The sequence below is a fragment of the Rhodococcus sp. IEGM 1318 genome (assembly GCF_033142465.1).
GTDB classification, from domain to species: Bacteria; Actinomycetota; Actinomycetes; order Mycobacteriales; family Mycobacteriaceae; genus Rhodococcus_F; species Rhodococcus_F qingshengii_B.
Map to the genome: position 1 here is coordinate 1 of NZ_JAWLSC010000018.1, position 16043 is coordinate 16043.

General features: G+C 61.0%; 13 protein-coding genes and 3 pseudogenes. 9 read left to right on the forward strand and 7 right to left on the reverse strand.

Annotated elements, in window-relative coordinates; all coding sequences use genetic code 11:
- Positions 1 to 100: 100 nt before the first annotated feature.
- From R4P65_RS29400 to R4P65_RS29415, 4 genes and pseudogenes are all read right to left on the reverse strand, one after another.
- Positions 101 to 295, reverse strand: a pseudogene (locus R4P65_RS29400) (hypothetical protein); the annotation flags it as partial.
- A gap of 71 nt (positions 296 to 366) precedes the next feature.
- Positions 367 to 1128, reverse strand: a complete 762-nt coding sequence (locus R4P65_RS29405) for an XRE family transcriptional regulator (RefSeq protein WP_317829115.1) — start codon at positions 1126 to 1128, stop codon at positions 367 to 369.
- Positions 1097 to 2692, reverse strand: coding sequence for an AMP-binding protein (locus R4P65_RS29410; protein ID WP_317829116.1), 1596 nt, complete (start codon positions 2690 to 2692; stop codon positions 1097 to 1099). Before R4P65_RS29410 ends, R4P65_RS29405 begins: the two co-directional genes overlap by 32 nt.
- A 20-nt stretch (positions 2693 to 2712) precedes the next feature.
- Entirely contained in the window at positions 2713 to 4674 is a 1962-nt protein-coding gene (locus R4P65_RS29415; RefSeq protein ID WP_317829118.1) for a dehydrogenase E1 component subunit alpha/beta, read from the reverse strand.
- 278 nt (positions 4675 to 4952) lie between these two features.
- Between R4P65_RS29415 and R4P65_RS29420 the strand changes: the two genes are divergently transcribed.
- The 9 genes and pseudogenes from R4P65_RS29420 (at position 4953) to R4P65_RS29460 (ending at position 13301) form a co-directional block, all read left to right on the forward strand.
- Positions 4953 to 5870 (forward strand): alpha/beta hydrolase, encoded by a 918-nt coding sequence (locus tag R4P65_RS29420; RefSeq protein ID WP_317829119.1) that lies wholly within the window; start codon positions 4953 to 4955, stop codon positions 5868 to 5870.
- A 57-nt stretch (positions 5871 to 5927) separates the two neighbouring features.
- On the forward strand, positions 5928 to 7226 hold the full coding sequence (locus R4P65_RS29425; RefSeq protein ID WP_317829120.1) for a sugar ABC transporter substrate-binding protein: 1299 nt from the start codon (positions 5928 to 5930) through the stop codon (positions 7224 to 7226).
- A gap of 2 nt (positions 7227 to 7228) precedes the next feature.
- Complete coding sequence (locus R4P65_RS29430; protein ID WP_317829121.1) at positions 7229 to 8758, forward strand: sugar ABC transporter ATP-binding protein; 1530 nt, start codon at positions 7229 to 7231, stop codon at positions 8756 to 8758.
- Positions 8759 to 8766: 8 nt separating this feature from the next.
- A complete protein-coding gene (locus tag R4P65_RS29435) occupies positions 8767 to 9780 on the forward strand; it encodes an ABC transporter permease (protein WP_052683274.1) in 1014 nt (337 codons plus the stop codon).
- Between the two features lie 22 nt (positions 9781 to 9802).
- On the forward strand, positions 9803 to 10651 hold the full coding sequence (locus R4P65_RS29440; RefSeq protein ID WP_317829122.1) for a mycofactocin-coupled SDR family oxidoreductase: 849 nt from the start codon (positions 9803 to 9805) through the stop codon (positions 10649 to 10651).
- Positions 10652 to 10703: 52 nt separating this feature from the next.
- Positions 10704 to 11537, forward strand: coding sequence for a mycofactocin-coupled SDR family oxidoreductase (locus R4P65_RS29445; RefSeq protein WP_317829123.1), 834 nt, complete (start codon positions 10704 to 10706; stop codon positions 11535 to 11537).
- Between the two features lie 183 nt (positions 11538 to 11720).
- Positions 11721 to 12008: a hypothetical protein gene (locus R4P65_RS29450; protein ID WP_317829124.1), complete on the forward strand. Its 288-nt coding sequence runs from the start codon at positions 11721 to 11723 to the stop codon at positions 12006 to 12008.
- A gap of 299 nt (positions 12009 to 12307) precedes the next feature.
- Positions 12308 to 13000 (forward strand): annotated as a pseudogene (locus R4P65_RS29455) (transposase); the annotation flags it as partial.
- Between the two features lie 82 nt (positions 13001 to 13082).
- A complete protein-coding gene (locus R4P65_RS29460; protein ID WP_193604703.1) occupies positions 13083 to 13301 on the forward strand; it encodes an IS3 family transposase in 219 nt (72 codons plus the stop codon).
- On the opposite strand, the gene R4P65_RS29465 is transcribed toward R4P65_RS29460, so the two are convergent.
- The 3 genes and pseudogenes from R4P65_RS29465 to R4P65_RS29475 form a co-directional block, all read right to left on the reverse strand.
- On the reverse strand, positions 13253 to 14341 hold the full coding sequence (locus R4P65_RS29465; RefSeq protein WP_317829125.1) for an IS30 family transposase: 1089 nt from the start codon (positions 14339 to 14341) through the stop codon (positions 13253 to 13255). The genes R4P65_RS29460 and R4P65_RS29465 overlap by 49 nt on opposite strands.
- Positions 14342 to 14528: 187 nt before the next feature.
- Positions 14529 to 14870 carry a hypothetical protein gene (locus R4P65_RS29470; protein ID WP_317829126.1) on the reverse strand — a complete coding sequence of 114 codons (342 nt, stop codon included), beginning with the start codon at positions 14868 to 14870 and terminating at the stop codon, positions 14529 to 14531.
- A gap of 468 nt (positions 14871 to 15338) precedes the next feature.
- Positions 15339 to 16037 (reverse strand): annotated as a pseudogene (locus R4P65_RS29475) (IS6 family transposase).
- Positions 16038 to 16043 lie beyond the last annotated feature (6 nt).

A 16043-nucleotide genomic window follows, 5' to 3' on the forward strand; every position in this document is an offset into this window, starting at 1 on the left:
TGCTCGAGTGGGTAACGCTTGGGCATGATCTGCATCCTTCACAAAAACGGATGCGGCATCAAACCCGGCACGGTTCACAGCACGTCGTAAAACGTCCTGGGGTAGATACGGATCGCAGCTGTAACCGCACTTGCGCGGAAACGGAATCGTCATCCGAATGCGATTTGGCTGCAACCGCATTCAGGACTGCAAGCCGTGGCGCAGTGATTCTCAGCCCGGCTGCGCGCAATTGCACCCTGGGGTCGAATCCTGTCCGTCGTCTTGTATGGCACCAAGTATGCGCCTTTTCTAGAATTAGCCAAGAAAAGGATGCCTCAGTTAGATAGCGACCGGCGTCATATGCTGCCCGTTGTCTACTGCCCCTCGTCAGCCCAACACGAACCAGATCGCCTTGACTGTCTGATCCGTCTCGTTCCGCAACCGATGAGGAACATTCCCGACCAGATGAATGGCCTCACCGGAGTTCAGCAAGCGACGCATACCGTCGACGTCGATGGTCAAGGTGCCCTCCAACACATAGCCGTAGTCATCACCCGAGTGTGTCTGCGGTGCGTCTCCCGGCGCGGAATCAGCCCCGGGCTCGTACTCGGTGTGAAGGAACTGCACTTGGTGATTTTCCGGAGTGTTCGCCAGACGCTGCCAGCGAACACCCGAACGAAAGGTCAGACAGTCGGAGAGCCGGGGCTCGTGATCCTTCGATACGGACTCACGTTCAGGCTCGACATTGTTACCGAGCAATACGTCCAACGAGAGATTCAGTTCCGTCGCGATCGAGAACAGTGTGTTCACTGCCGCCTGACTCTGGCCGAGTTCGAACTGCGACAGGAATGACGGCGAAACACCCAACCGTCGTGCCAGCTCCCGAACCGGAATCCCCTGCCTGGTGCGCTCGGCACGCACCGTTTTTCCCACAGACGTCCCCAAACCCTTCTCCTCCTCCTTCTTTTTACGAACCTGTCTCTTCGGCGACGCATTCTGCTGCACAGATTTTTGGGGGGCAGCCTTCTTGGCCGCCGCCTTCTTCGTGGTCGCCTTTCGTGGAGCCGACGTGCGCGGTAGCGACTTCTTCGGCGCAACCGCGGTCGACTCAGCCGCCTTACGAGGTGGCTCGGCGCCAGTTGCCGTCATGTCCGAACTCGCTTCCGTCAGTCTTGGGGACCGTCTGTACCGAGCCCAAGCCTAATGCCCCACGAAGCAGAAACTTCTGCACTTTCCCACTCTCCGTGCGCGGCAGTGAGCAGACTATCTCCACCCTCTCGGGGGCCTTCTGAACAGCAAACCCCTCGGACAGCAGGAAGATACGAAGGTCCCGAACGCTCGGCGGGGCCCCCTCGGGAACCACAAACGCACAGGCGCGTTCACCGAGTACCTCGTCGGGAAAACCGACCACTGCTACCTCCGCGACGGCCGGGTGCGCTTCGAGCGCCCACTCGATCTCGGCCGCGCTGAACTTTTCTCCACCGCGGTTGATGATGTCCTTGATCCGCGAGGTAATCCGTACATGTCCCTGGTTGTCCACCGTCGCGACATCCCCGGTCCGAAAGAAGCCCTTCTCGGTAAACGAATCGTCGTTCAATGCGCCGTCGACATATCCGACGAACAATTCCGGCCCACGCACCAACAATTCGCTGTCTTCACCGATCTCGAGTTCGTTTCCACCGATCACCGTTCCTTCGTCCTCAGCTTGCAGTTCGATGTCTCCGAAGGGATCGCCCATCACCAAGGTCGGCAGTTCCGTGGATCCGTACGTTCGAACAATCGACGTCCCCATCACGCGGTGAGCACGACGCACCAACTCCGGGGGGATGCCGGCACCACCACACACGAATCTGGTCAGCTGCGATCGCCGAAAAGCACTGCCCTCGTATGCATCGGCCAAACCACGGAGAAACGGAGTGGCACTCACGGTGAACGTGCATTGTTCACGCTCGATCAACGCAACGGCCGCCTCGGGGTCCCATCGTTGCATCAGAACCGTCGAGCACGCCGCAGCCACGGGTAAGACTACAGCGTAGGAAATTCCCGTGATGTGTGCCAACGGCGAGGGCATGAAAATTCGGTCCTGCGAATCCACACCGCAATGCGCGATCATGCTCGCACTTTCCGCGATCAACGTCCGATGACTGTGCAGCACACCCTTGGGCGCAGACGTGGTGCCCGACGTATAGAGAACCAGCGCGATGTCATCCGAATCCACTTGGTGTTCACCAATATCCGAGCCATGACCGAATTCGATCAAGTCCGGGAAGGTTGTACGGCGCGCCCCTCCGTCACCTCGAACCTCGACGAGCAGAATCTCTCGCCCGCTTGTGCGCATCATTTTCTCGAGATGGTCCGCATGCCGGTATCCCCGGTATTCTTGCGGCGCAACGATTACCGATGGCGACGTCTGTTCGATGATGAACGAGAGTTCATGTGCGCGGTAGATCGGCACCACAGGCAGGAGAATTCCGCCGGCCAGCCACGTACCCCAGGAGACGACGATCGACTCCCACCAGTTCGGCAGCTGAACCAGAACGACCTCTCCGGGTTCAAATCCCGATTTACGCAGAGCCCCTGCGAAACTCGTCGCCGCACTCATCAGGTCGCGATACGTCTGCCGCGTATTCTCGTCGACCAGCGCGAGGGAGTTGGGCGATTGTCGCTCCGCCTGTAAGAACAGTTCGGGCAGCGTCGGTCCCCTACCCGTCATCGCACTGGGCCTCGTTGCGGTCAGCACGACATCACCCGGCGCACGGCAGCGACGATATCTTCGGGTCCTGCTTCCCATTCACGTTCCAGCACAGGGGCATACGGGGCAGGCGAATATCGTGCACCGACTCGAACGATGGGCGCGTCCAACGACCAGAACCCGGAATCCACTGCCATGGCTGCGATTTCGGCGCCGACGCCGAAGTCCAGGACCGCCTCTTGAGCGATGACCATCCGGTTGGTCCGCTGGAAGGATTCGAGAATCGTCTCACGATCGAGCGGAGCGATGGTCCTCAGGTCGATCACCTCCGCATCGATACCCTCCGCCGCCAATTCCTCGGCCGCGGCCAATGCGTGCATTGCCATCCGCGACCACGAAACGATGGTGACGTCCTTACCCGGCCTGGTCACCGCAGCCTTACCGATCGGGACTCGAAAACCCTCACCCGGGATGGCGGATTTCTTCTCGTACAACAATCGATGCTCGATGAACATCACCGGGTTGTCGTCCTCGATTGCCGCCCGGAGCAGCCCGTACGCGTCAGCGCCGGAACTCGGCATGACAACGGTCAACCCGGGGATATGCGCCAAGAGTGCCTCGAGGCTCTGCGAATGCTGCCCTCCGGAAGACCGCCCGGAGCCGAACTGTGTCCGAACGACGAGTGGCAGACTTACTGCGCCGCCTGTCATGAACCGGAGTTTTGCGGCCTGATTCATCAACTGGTCGAGACACACACCGAGAAAATCCAGGTACATCAGTTCGACCACCGGACGACGCCCGGCCATGGCCGCTCCGATGGCGAGTCCCATAATCGCCGATTCGGAAATCGGAGTATCGAGCACACGACCCGGGTATCGAGCCGCCAGCCCCCTGGTCAGGCCGAAGACATTGCCGCCTGCAACATCGATTCCGGCGAGGAAGACATCCGGGTCGGCCGCGAGGGCGTCGTCGAGCGCTTGTTTGATGATCTTCGACTGGGAGATGACTGCGCCGTCCGGGTCTGCGACAACACGCGAGTCGACAATTCTGCGCGGCGAATAGATGTAGTCCATGACTGTCGATCGCTCAGGCTGCGGAGACGCTCTCGCGAATTGCTCGGCATTGTCGACCACCGCCTTGACCCGCTTCTCGACCGCTTCGATGGCATCGGAGGAGATTCCGCGCTCGACCAACCGCCCGCGTGTCAATGTCAGCGGATCCGCTGCGTGTACGTCACGCGCCATCTCCTCCTTGTCTCGGTACACCTGAGGATCACCCTCGTAGTGCCCGTGGACCCGAATAGTCTCGACCTCGACGAACACCGGACCGTTTCCCGCTCGAACCTGCTCGAAGACCGGCGCAATTCCATCGGATACAGCTTCGATATCGTTGCCCGGCAACGTAATCGATACCATTCCGTATCCGGCGGCTCGGGCGGAGATCGGGACCGGATGCTGATCGGCGGTCGCCGAGAACTCGGAGAATCCGTTGTTCTCACACAGGAAGATGATCGGCAGTTTCCACAGGGCGGCCAAGTTCATCGCCTCGTGGAAAGCGCCGGTGGCAATCGCACCGTCACCGAAGAACGCGATGACAAGATCCCCGTCGCCCCGTTCCTTCGCAGCGAATGCCGCGCCCACCGCGATCGGGAGACCCGCACCGACTATGCCGTTAGCGCCGAAGATGCCGAGTCGGGGATCAGCGACGTGCATCGAGCCACCTCGACCGTTGTTGGCTCCAGTCGCCTTGCCCATCAGTTCGGCCATCATCCGGTCCGGCTCGAGGCCTTTCGCGAGAACGTGTCCGTGTCCGCGATGCGTCGAGGTGATCACGTCACTGACCCGCGCATGAGTCAGCGCTCCGACGGCACATGCTTCCTGACCGATCGAGGTATGTACGAATCCGGGGATGGTGTCGCCCTTGTAGAGCACCGAGATGCGCTCTTCCATCAGACGGATCAACAACATCTTTTCGTAGGCATGCAGAACTTCTTCGCCGTTCACGATCGAGGACACCTCCAATAATGCTGCGCTCGTTACGAATACATGCGCAGTAAGTGAGTTGGACTATACCGACGAAAATTCCCCACTGTCCAGTGACACTTGACAAAGGCTGTGAGGTGACTCACGATTATCGAGTACTTCGAATCCGCGACGATCCACTCGGACAGTCAGCGCGAGTACACCCCGCCGATGCCGTAATAAGCACGGCGACAAGACCGCTCGTTCTTCTTTGTACTTTCTTCCGTTCAGCTTTCGCTCGTTACATGAGGAGTCACGCAATGCGCCGTGAAGATGTCGAATTTTCCAGCGACGGAGTCACCGTCCGCGGTTGGCTGTACCGCCCCGATACTGACGAGGACGTTCCGGCCGTCGTACTGGCCGGTGGCTGGTGCTACGTCCGTGAGCTGGTCATGCCCTACTACGCCGAGGCGTTCGTCAACGCCGGCATGGCTGCCCTGGTCTTCGACTACCGCAACCTGGGAGTTTCCGACGGCACACCCCGTCAGCACCTGGACCCGAAGCAGCAGATCCGCGACTACCAGAACGCACTGAGCTTCCTCGAGCGCACCGACGGAATCGACAACGACCGTCTGGGCGCCTGGGGTATCTCCTACTCCGGTGGCCACGTCATGATCCTGGCCGCGACCGATCCCCGGGTGAAGGCGATCGTATCCCAGATCCCGGTGATCGACGGATACCGCAACATGCGCCGCATCCACGGCACCATGGGCTACCGCAAGCTCTGGGACGCGATCCTCGAAGACCGCAAGCTGCGCTACGACGATCCGGAGCAGCGTCTGCACATCCCCCACGCGAGCGAGAACCCCGAAGAGGAACTGTCGTCCTGGCCGTTCCCGGAGACCAAGACGACCTTCGCGGCGCTGCAGGTGACAGAGGCTCCGCTCTACCAGAACAGCTCCACCATGGAGTCGGTCGATCTCCTGCTCGACTACGACGTGAACTACTTCGTACCGCGCATCCTCGACACTCCGTCGATGATGATCGTCGCCGAAGGCGATGACCTTACGTTGTGGGACTTGGAAATTGAGAGTTTCAACGATATACCCACCCCGAAAAAGGAACTGGTCGTGCTACCACACACGTCGCACATGACTCTCTACAGCGATCAGTCCAAGCTCGCCGTTGCCGCCGAGCACGCTTCCCGTTGGTTCACCCAACATCTGCTGACGAAGTAGCGGACCTCCCGTTTCACCCACACTCGAGAAACACCTCGTGAACACAAGGATGTGATCATGCCTTCGATCGAATCGAAGATCGTCGACGTTGCTCGTAACGCGACGTTCTCTCATCCATTGACCCGACGTTCCTTCTTCGCCGCTATGGGCGCAGCAGGCATCACACTCGGCGCAGTGGCCTGCGGTACAGGCGGCAGTTCCACCAGTTCTGCATCAGGTAGCGGCGCCGGTGCCGGCAAGGTCCAGGAAAAGACCCTCTGCCAGGTGACCACACTGTCCAACGACTACTTCGTCGCGTTCTCGGACGGCGGCAAGCAGGCGATGGACGCGCTCGGCGTGGGCATCTCCTCGGTCGAGGACCAGGGCAACGTCAACACCGCCCTCGGCCAGGTAGGCAACGTCAAGGCCTCCGGTGGAAAATCCGTCTTCGGCACGCCGGCCACCGAAGCCCAGGCAGCCGCCGTCACCAAGGCTTGCCAGGCAGCGGGCATTCTGTATGCCAGCTCGTACACCGCCCCCGCCTGGTACACCCCCGCCGACGCCGACAAGTGGGTCCGCTTCATCACCCCGCCGTCCACGAAGATCGCCGTCGCAACCGCGAAAGCCCTCTTCGACAAGGTCGGCGGCACCGGAACCATCATTCACGTTCCGGGACAGAAGGGTTCGTCTGCGGACGATCAGCGCACGGCAGGTCTGAACAAGGCACTCGAGAGCTACCCGGGCATCAAGGTCGTCACCTCGTCTCCGGGCAACTGGACGTCCGAGGACTCCCGTAAGGCGTTCACGAACATCCTTCCCTCGGTGCCGGACTTCGTGGGTGTGTTCGCCCAGAACGACAGTCAGGCTGCGGGCGTCATCGCCGCACTGGACGCGGCGAAGATCACCGGCAAGATCGTCGTGGGTTTCGACGGCAACAAGCAGAACGTCGAGTACATCGCGCAGGGCAAGCAGTACCTGACCAGTTCGACGGTCGGTGGCCTGACGGCAGGCATTCTCGGCGTCACCATCTTCGATCAGCTCAACGGAGTCGACCTCTCACTGCCCGAACGATTCCTGTCCCAGGGCGCGCTGCTGGTCACCCCGGACATCGCCGACGACGTCCTCGAGACGGTCTACGCGTCGACGCTGCCGTTCGACTGGGCGAAGATGAGCAAGGCGCTGCACCCGGACGACTGGGATCCGCAGACCGTGCTCAACCCGATCGACCCCAGTGAGTACTACGCCGGTGTCCCGCAGGACCAGTACAAGCTCAACAGCGCCTGGAACTCGGCCGACATCGCCGGCGTCCGCACCAAGTACGCGGGCGCGTTCGCCTCCGGTCCGTTGTTGCAGTACAAAGACCAACTCGTGGCCTGACGATGAGCGAAACAGCAACAATCAGCCTGCGCGGTGTCTCGAAGAGTTACGGACCCGTCCACGCTTTGCAGAACGTCTCACTCGACGTCAGTCGCGGTGAGGTGCTCGGTTTGATCGGCGAGAACGGTGCCGGAAAGTCGACGTTGATCGGCGTTCTGACCGGCACTGTTCGGCCCGACGCGGGAGAGTTGCACGTGAACGGTGAATCGGTCGAACTGGGCCATTCGCGGACACTGCGGGAACTCGGCATCTCGGTGGTCGTACAGGAACAGGCTCTCGTCGACGCGCTACGCGTGTACGAGAACATCTATCTCGGATGTGAGGGCGAGATCGGTGGAATCGGACCTGGTCGGCGACGCAAGCTACGCAATGCGGCGCAGAAACTGCTTGACGAGCTCGGTATCGACGGCTTGCGGGCCGATGCGGTCGTAGCCGAATTAACCTATCCACAAAGGCAATTGGTCGAGATTGCGCGAGCATTCTCGAGGATCACCGAAGAGTCGGCGGCTCCGGTGATCCTGCTGGACGAGCCGACCAGCGCTCTGACCGAGACGGAGGTGGAGATCCTATTCGCGCTCATCGAGGGATGGCGTGATCGGGTGTGCTTCATCTTCGTCTCCCACATCCTGCAGGACGTGCTCCGGATCAGTACCCGGCTGCTTGTTCTGCGCGACGGGCGCTCCATCGAAACCCTGTCCGCAGAGGGTGTCACCGCGGAACGCCTGCACGAGTTGATGGTCGGCAGCGAACGCAGTGTCGACTACTACCGTGAAGGCGACCAGACCGGGGCGACATCGGAGGTGGCGTTGGTCGAACTGCGCGGCGCATCGTGCGTCGGCGAGTTCGACGGTGTCGACCTGGTGATCCGTCCGGGCGAAGTGGTCGGCCTGGCCGGTGTCATCGGTTCGGGTAAGGCGTCGGTCGCGGCCGCAGTCGCCGGTGCGGAAACGCTGTCGACGGGTTCCATTCACGTTGCCGGACAGGACCGTACGCACTGGTCGGTTCCTGCAGCCGTAACCAGCGGAGTGCTCTACATTCCGCCGGAGCGCGCCCAGGACTCGCTGTTCCGCAGTGCGTCCATCCGCAACAACATCTCCATCGGTTTCCTCGATCTGCTCAGGCACCGCTGGACGCGGTTGCTCGCGCTGCGCACCGAACGCGAGCGCACCACCACGCTCGCCCGGACCCTGCAGGTCAAGGCTCCGTCACTGTCGACACCGATCGGTGAGCTCAGTGGCGGAAACCAACAGAAGGCAATCTTCGCGCGCTGGCAGGGACGCGAATGCAAAGTACTGGTTCTCAGTGATCCCACCCGCGGTATCGACGTCGGTACCCGCGAGGAGATCTACACCCTGGTTCGCACGATGGCGGCTTCCGGCGTCGGGGTGCTGCTGTGTGCCGAATCCCTCGAAGAGGTGATCGGTATGTCCGACCGCATCGTGGTCATGAAGGACGGGGTGATCAGCGCAGAGCTGGCTGCTCCTGCAGACAACAAACCCGCCGAAGTCGACGTGATCAAGCACATGATGTGAGGAATGCAGTGACCCAGACACTCTCGAAGCAATCGCCGGCCAGCGATGCCGTACCGCCGTCAGGCGCGCGCGGTCTACTGAGTCGACTCGATCAGCACCGCAACATCGTTGTTCCGACGGTTGCCGTGCTGGTCCTGATCATCTATTTCCAGTGGCGTACCGAAAGTTTCATCACCGCCTCGTCAGCCCACAACATTCTCAACCAGATGGCGTTCCTCACCGTTCTGGCGCTGGCAGGTACTTTTGTCATCCTGATCGGCGGTATCGATCTCTCGGTCGCTGCCACAGCCACTCTCGCAGGCATTCTGATCGCAACCTGGATCGACAAGTTCGGTGGGCCGTTGGCCATAGTCCTGGTGATCGGCGCGGGTGCTCTGGTGGGCCTCGTCAACGGCTTGATCACGACGATGCTCAAAGTGCCGTCGTTCCTGGTGACCTTGGGCATGATGTCGGTGCTCGATGGAATCTCCAATACCGTCTCCAAAGGTGGCCCGGTCTCGTACAATTCGAACCTGTTGCAAAGTTTGGTCAACGAGTCGATGATTCCCAACGTGCCCAACGGCGCGCTGATCGCGATCCTCCTGACCATCGGCGCTACCGTGCTGGCATTCGGCACCTCGTTCGGCCGCCACATGTACGCAGTCGGCGGCAACGAGCGAGCTGCCTCCCTCGTCGGCGTCCGGGTGCAGCGCACCAAGCTGGCCGTGTTCGCGGTCGCCGGAGCAGTCGCAGCCGTCGCCGGAATCATTTTCACCGGACAGGCAAGCACCGGTGTCCCGATGGGTGCCGGACCCAGCCTGCTCAACTCGATCGCCGCAGTGGTAGTCGGCGGTACCGCGCTCTCCGGTGGCGTGGGCGGACCGCACCGCACCATCCTCGGCGCACTGGTGATCGTATTGCTCAGCGCTGGTATGGATTTGACCTCGGTCGATCCGTACACACAACTTGTCATCAAGGGCATCGTCGTCATCGCCGCAGTGGCACTGACCATCGACCGTCGCCGATACGGAGTCATCAAGTGAGTGCAGCAGACGGAGTCGAGATATGAACACAGCAGCACGCACCGGCAGGATCGCCGGCAAGGTCGCTTTCATCACGGGCGCCGCCCGTGGACAGGGCCGAGCGCACGCCATCCGTCTGGCCGAGGAAGGCGCGGACATCATCGCGCTCGACCTCTGCGCCGACATCGACGGTATGCCGTATTCCCTTGCAGGCGAAGACGATCTGGCCGAGACCGTGAGTACGGTCGAGGCGGCCGGTGGCCGCATCCACGCCGAGGTTGCCGACGTCCGCAATTTCGACTCCCTCGCCGGTGTCCTGGCTCGCGGTGTCGAGAAGTTCGGCCACCTCGACATCGTCTGTGCGAACGTCGGAATCAACATCCCGGCACCCACACATGAGCTCACCGAATCACATTGGGGCACTGTGATCGACGTCGATCTGAGCGGAGTCTGGCGCACTGCCAAGGCCGCTATCCCCTATCTGATCGAGCAGGGCACCGGCGGAGCGATCATCCTCACCAGTTCCGCTGCCGGGCTGAAGGGGTACGGCAACATCGCGCATTACACGGCGGCCAAGCACGGCGTGAACGGGCTGATGAAGACGCTCGCCCAGGAACTTGCCCCGCATCGCGTCCGGGTCAACACCGTCAACCCCACCCAGGTCGACACCCCGATGATCATGAACGACGCCATGTACCGGCTGTTCTGCCCCGGCCTCGACAACCCCACTCGCGAGGATTTCGCACCACTCTCGCAGGCGATGAACGCGCTGCCCATCCCGTGGGTGGAGTCCGTCGATGTCAGCAATGCAGTGCTGTTCCTGGCGTCCGAAGAGGCCAGATACATCACCGGGGTTGCTCTGCCCGTCGACGCAGGCGTACTCGTCAAGTAAGGCATTCCCGGCTTCACCTACATACCGAGTTCAGCACAACAGGAGGATGGTCATGACAGGAAGATTCGAAGGCAAAGTCGCCTTTATCACCGGTGCAGCACGTGGGCAGGGCCGCAATCACGCCCTGCGTCTCGCCCAGGAGGGCGCGCACATCATCGCCCTCGATTCGGTCAAGGACAACGACACCGTCCCGTATGCACTGGCCACCGAAGACGACCTCCAGGAGACCGTTCGCCTCGTCGAGGAAGCCGGCGGACAGATCGTCTTCTCGCACGCCGACGTCCGCGACTTCGACTCGGTGAAGTTGGCTCTCGAAGCCGGCATCGACCGGTTCGGACACGTCGACATCGTGATCGCCAACGCCGGTATCCTCTCCTTCGGCGACACCCACGAACTCGACGAGGAGAAGTGGGGCGAGATGATCGACGTCAACCTCAGCGGCGTCTGGCGCACCGTCAAGGCAGCCATCCCCCACATGATCGAGCAGGGTACCGGCGGCGCGATCATCCTCACCGCCTCCGTTGCCGGACTTCGCGCATACACCGGTGTCGGACATTATGTTTCGGCCAAGCACGGCGTCGTGGGGCTGATGAAGACCCTCGCGCAGGAGCTCGCTCCGCACCGCATCCGGGTCAACACCGTCAACCCCACCCAGGTCGACACCCCGATGGTCCAGAACCAGGCGATGTACAACCAGTTCGTACCCGGCAAGGACAACCCGGGCAAGAGCGACTTCGCCGCAGCGTCGAACAGCATGATTCTCTACCCGATCGATTGGGTCGAGAACGACGATGTCACCAACGCCGTCAAGTTCCTGGCATCCGACGAGGCTCGCTACATCACCGGTGTCGCATTGCCCGTCGACGGTGGCACGCTGGTCATGTAAGCACCGATTGCTGATGCCGAAAGTTACAGGCAGTCAGCTGAAGTCGTCGAGAAGGGCGGTTGGTTCCAGGGTTTGCGAAAGCCTGTGACCAACCGCCCTTCTCGTCGTACCGAACACCGTATCGAGAGCCGTGCCAACAGGTCGTGCCGGGAACCCGGGACACCATTCTCCGAGGAGTTCACCGTGAACACTCCCCCGCTCACCCGACCTGCCAGTCAGTGCCTCGATGATCACGTGTGCCTACGCGTCCATCGGCAACGGGCCAGTGGCCGACGTCGAACGTACTCCGACGAACTGCTCGACTTCGCGATCACCTGGAGTCACTGGCACGGCCCCAGCGCGGAGGACATCTTCGTCACGTTCGGCCTCACACGGCGCGCGTACTACGGCCGTCTGAGCCAGGTACTCGACGGGGCGGCCGCGAGTGGTCTGTGCTCGACCATGAAAGCCAATCTGCTCCGGCACCGGTAGTCCATTGCCGCCCCTCCTGCCACCTCCTCCGATTGCCGCTCCTCCCCATCCGACGACTCGATCTCACTGCGCTACTTCGTGGTTGGAGATCGTCGCCGCACGCATCATGCCTTCCGTGAGCGCCCCGCACCCGCAGTGCGAAGTAATACTGTACGTAAAGTAATACTAGACAGCACCGGTGATGTGAGTTACTTTTATCTCGCACCGAGAGCAGCCTCACAAGTTTGGCCGCCCGGATGCGCAGCTTCCTCACCCGGCCGTCGGCATCTCCGACTCGCCGGCACGCAAAACGTTCAGCGAGGGTGTTGAGGGTGACCCGCGCGCACGCAGTGCGAGAGAGGCGCAGTGCGCTGCAACTATTGCGGATGACGATCATCTCCGCCCCCGACGAGTTGCGCGCTCAGGTCCGCGATCTGACGCGGATGCAACTGATCCGCCTCCTCGCAGCGTGGCGGCCCGATGTCGCGAACGCAACCGATCCTGTGACCGCCTACCGGGTTTCGTTGAAGTCCTTGGCCCGCCGCTACCTCGAATTGACCGACGAGATCGTCGATCTCGACGAACTGATCAACCCGATCGTGAAAGCACTCGCACCTCAACTGCTCGAACGGGTCGGGATCGGCATCGAAGTCGCCGGACAGATGCTTGTCACCGCCGGCGACAATTCCGACAGGATGAAATCCGAGGCTGCGTTTGCGATGCTCTGCGGTGTTGCACCGCTACCCGCATCTTCTGGCATGACCCAACGCCACCGCCTCAATCGCGGCGGCGACAGACAAGCCAACCGAGCCTTGCACCTGGCCGTCATCAACCGCATCCGACTCGACCCGAAAACCCAGGCCTACATCGAGAAGAAAGCCAGCGAAGGACACTCGAAACTGGAAACTATTCGGTGCCTGAAGCGCTACCTGGCTCGCGAAATCTACTACCTCCTCAACCCCGGACAGCAGACCATCACCCCGAACACCCGACACCATCGAAAAGCAGCTTGACTCTCAGGAGAGCATCCAAGGATTTCAGTACCGCCATACCCTCTGGCGGGACACGTTGCGCGAAGAAGGGCTAACCCAGTCAATGTCCCGCAAAGGCACGTGCCTCGACAACGCTGTCATGGAGGGATTCTTCAGCCACCTCAAGGAGGAATGGTTCCGCATCCAGAAACCCGGAACTCTCGACGAGTTTCACACGGGACTCACCGACTACCTGCGATGGTGGAACACCACCCGCATTCAACAGCGACTCGGCTACCTCAGCCCCGACGAGTACCGCGCCCAAACACCCGCCATCGCATAAGGTTCCATTAAGAGTCCAACTTTCGGGGTCCACTCCAGCAGCCCGTTCGTGTTTTCGTTCGTCCCGCGTTGCCACGGATGGTGCGGGGCGCAAAAGTAGACCGGCATGTCGAGGGCTTCGGTGATGCGCTCGTGTTCGGCCATTTCTCGACCTCGATCCCAGGTCAGCGAACGACGCAGATGCGCAGGCAACTGCGATAGATAAGCGATGACCGCGTCTGCGACCGTCTCGGCTCGGTAGCCGTCCGGCAATGCCACCACATGAGTGACGCGTGATTGCCGGTCTACCAGCGTCGCGACTGCTGACGGGCGGATTCCGAATACGAGATCACCCTCCAGGTGCCCGGGCTCGCTACGATCGTTTGCCTCAGCTCCTCGAAGATCGATCGAGACCATATTTCGTATCCGCCCACGGCCGTGGGAGCGTTTCTTCCCGCGAGGTCGACGTATCGGCCGATCGGTACGCAGTTCGTGAAATGCAGTGCTGTCGAACACTTTCCGTGACGGTATGTAGAGGCATCGGTAGATCGTTTCGTGTGAGACCCACATCTGTGGATCTCCTGGGTGCTCGCGCCGAAGCCAGACGGAGATCTGTTGCGGTGACCACTGCTCATGGAGTCTGTCCGTGATGACGGTCCGTAGAATCGCCCGAGCGCACAGGATCGACATTTTGGGTCGGCGAGCGCGGACATAAGCGGCGGTATCGGCCTCGACCGCCCGGTAGTTCTCGCGCCCGCCGTTGCGGGCGATCTCGCGTGCAATCGTGGACGGTGATCTTCCGAGTTTCTCGGCGATCGTCCGAGCACTGTCGCCGGCGGCGATTCCTCGCGAAACTTCTTCTCGTTCGACTGCGGTGATGTGGCCGGCCCGCCGTGCTCGTGGGACCGGTCGGATACCGCCGGACTCCCGTAGGAAACGACGAATTCGAGGCATTGTTTCTCCGAGGACGCGCTCGATTTCTCGTATCGATTCTCCACGGCGGTGGAGATCCCAGATCAGGTTCTCCTGTTCCACGGTGAATCCGAGTGCCTTGCTGCCCATCCATGCCTCCACGATCGCGCATCATCTCATCAGTAGTGATGCGTTGACCTGTTGAGACCAAGAACGAATGAGAGACGACCAGAGCAAGCGCATAACTATGCAAACGAGTGGTGGCGGTCGGTCGGGTACAGAATTCTTCCCCTAATCCTGTTTCGAGAGCCTTTAGCGAGTTTCAAAGTCCTGCACGTCAGTTGCCTGTACCCCTGTCGGGAGTAGAGCTGTGCAGGACGTAGGTAGCACCGTTCTTGAGTTCGTCGGAAGTGAAGGACTGCTGCGCAAAGCCGTTGTCCATGAAGATGTTGTAGCTTCGCTGGTTCGCAGGGATAGCATCGAAGTGCGATGTGTACGTGCAGGTTCCGGTTCCGTCTGGATTTTGGTCGATGGTCTTGGTTTCGAGTATTGATCGGGCGGATCCACCGCCACGGTCTCCGAAGATATTAATTTGGTCGTTGGGCGCGACACGATTCCCGCCGATGATGCATTCGCCGGATTCCGCTGACGCTTGGTCCGCCTGGCCAGTGACTGTCATGGTAGCGGCGAAAGTGGTTGGCACGTCGGTGTTGGTTACACAGCTAGTCAGGGCCAGCGAGCCAACAGAGACCGCTGTGGCTACCGCGATCTGTCCAGTCCTTCGTCTCATACAGCCACGGTATACAGCCTTCAGAATTGTGTCGGAGAATCGATCGATTGACGGACACGCCACCTGAGCGGCAAACGGCTGGACCCCTTGCCCATGTCAGGGTTTCCTGACAGGCTCGACTGATGTCAGGGAACACTGACGTTCGTTGATCACCTGACTGGAGGGCTGAGATGTCCTGGGACTACGACGGACATGAAGGTTACGCCGCAACGATCGCCACCGGCGGTCGCCGAGTGATTTCCTACGGGGAGGAGCTCGAGCTGGAAGATGGAACGGCACTGTCACGTTAATCGAAAAGTGCATCGGCACAGCTAGTTTAGGGCAGTCGACTACGGGACACCGCCGGAAAGTTCACTTTCAGGCAGCGGCGTCGGCCGCGGTGACTTCCTGCCAGACCGCGAAGCGGTCGGTCATCTCGATACGCCATTCGGGCGCCGAGATTCTGTGCCGGTTGGGCCGGAAATGCGGTGAGATGCCCGAGAAAGCGGAGAGGAATCGTTGCGCGTGCCCAGGTGATGTGAACCGTTTCATCGCCCGTTCTCGCTGTCGGGTCGGTTGATGCGAGTTCTCGGCGCGATTGTTCAAATACTTCGACTGGCGATGCTCGACCGAGGCCAGCAGTTCGCGGTGCGCCACCTGGTAGCTACCCAGCTTGTCGGTGACGATCACCCGCGGCACATACCCCAAACCCTTGAGCAGCGTACGGAAGAATCGCTTGGCGGCGTTTCCATTTCGGCGGGACTGGACCAGCACATCAAGCACGTTGCCGTGCTGGTCGACCGCCCGCCACAGATGATGTTGCCAGCCGTTGATTCGGATGAAGACCTCGTCGAGGTATCACCTATCGCCGGGCCGGGACCGCCGTCGACGCAGCTGGTTGGCGTAGGCCTGCCCGAACTTGGCGCACCACCGGCGGATCGTTTCGTAACTCACCACGACACCGCGTTCGAGCATGAGTTCCTCGACGTCACGGAAGCAGAGCGGGATCCGGAAATACAACCACACGCAGTGGTTGATGATCTCGACCGGGTAGCGGTGGCCTTTGTACGACAGCATCGGGGT

Coding starts and splice junctions, on each gene's coding strand:
- R4P65_RS29405 (WP_317829115.1), bottom strand. CDS start 1,128: ATGACGGCAACTGGCGCCGAGCCACCTCGTAAGGCGGCTGAGTCGACC.
- R4P65_RS29410 (WP_317829116.1), bottom strand. CDS start 2,692: ATGACGGGTAGGGGACCGACGCTGCCCGAACTGTTCTTACAGGCGGAG.
- R4P65_RS29420 (WP_317829119.1), top strand. CDS start 4,953: ATGCGCCGTGAAGATGTCGAATTTTCCAGCGACGGAGTCACCGTCCGC.
- R4P65_RS29425 (WP_317829120.1), top strand. CDS start 5,928: ATGCCTTCGATCGAATCGAAGATCGTCGACGTTGCTCGTAACGCGACG.
- R4P65_RS29430 (WP_317829121.1), top strand. CDS start 7,229: ATGAGCGAAACAGCAACAATCAGCCTGCGCGGTGTCTCGAAGAGTTAC.
- R4P65_RS29440 (WP_317829122.1), top strand. CDS start 9,803: ATGAACACAGCAGCACGCACCGGCAGGATCGCCGGCAAGGTCGCTTTC.
- R4P65_RS29445 (WP_317829123.1), top strand. CDS start 10,704: ATGACAGGAAGATTCGAAGGCAAAGTCGCCTTTATCACCGGTGCAGCA.
- R4P65_RS29460 (WP_193604703.1), top strand. CDS start 13,083: ATGTCCCGCAAAGGCACGTGCCTCGACAACGCTGTCATGGAGGGATTC.
- R4P65_RS29465 (WP_317829125.1), bottom strand. CDS start 14,341: ATGGGCAGCAAGGCACTCGGATTCACCGTGGAACAGGAGAACCTGATC.
- R4P65_RS29470 (WP_317829126.1), bottom strand. CDS start 14,870: ATGACAGTCACTGGCCAGGCGGACCAAGCGTCAGCGGAATCCGGCGAA.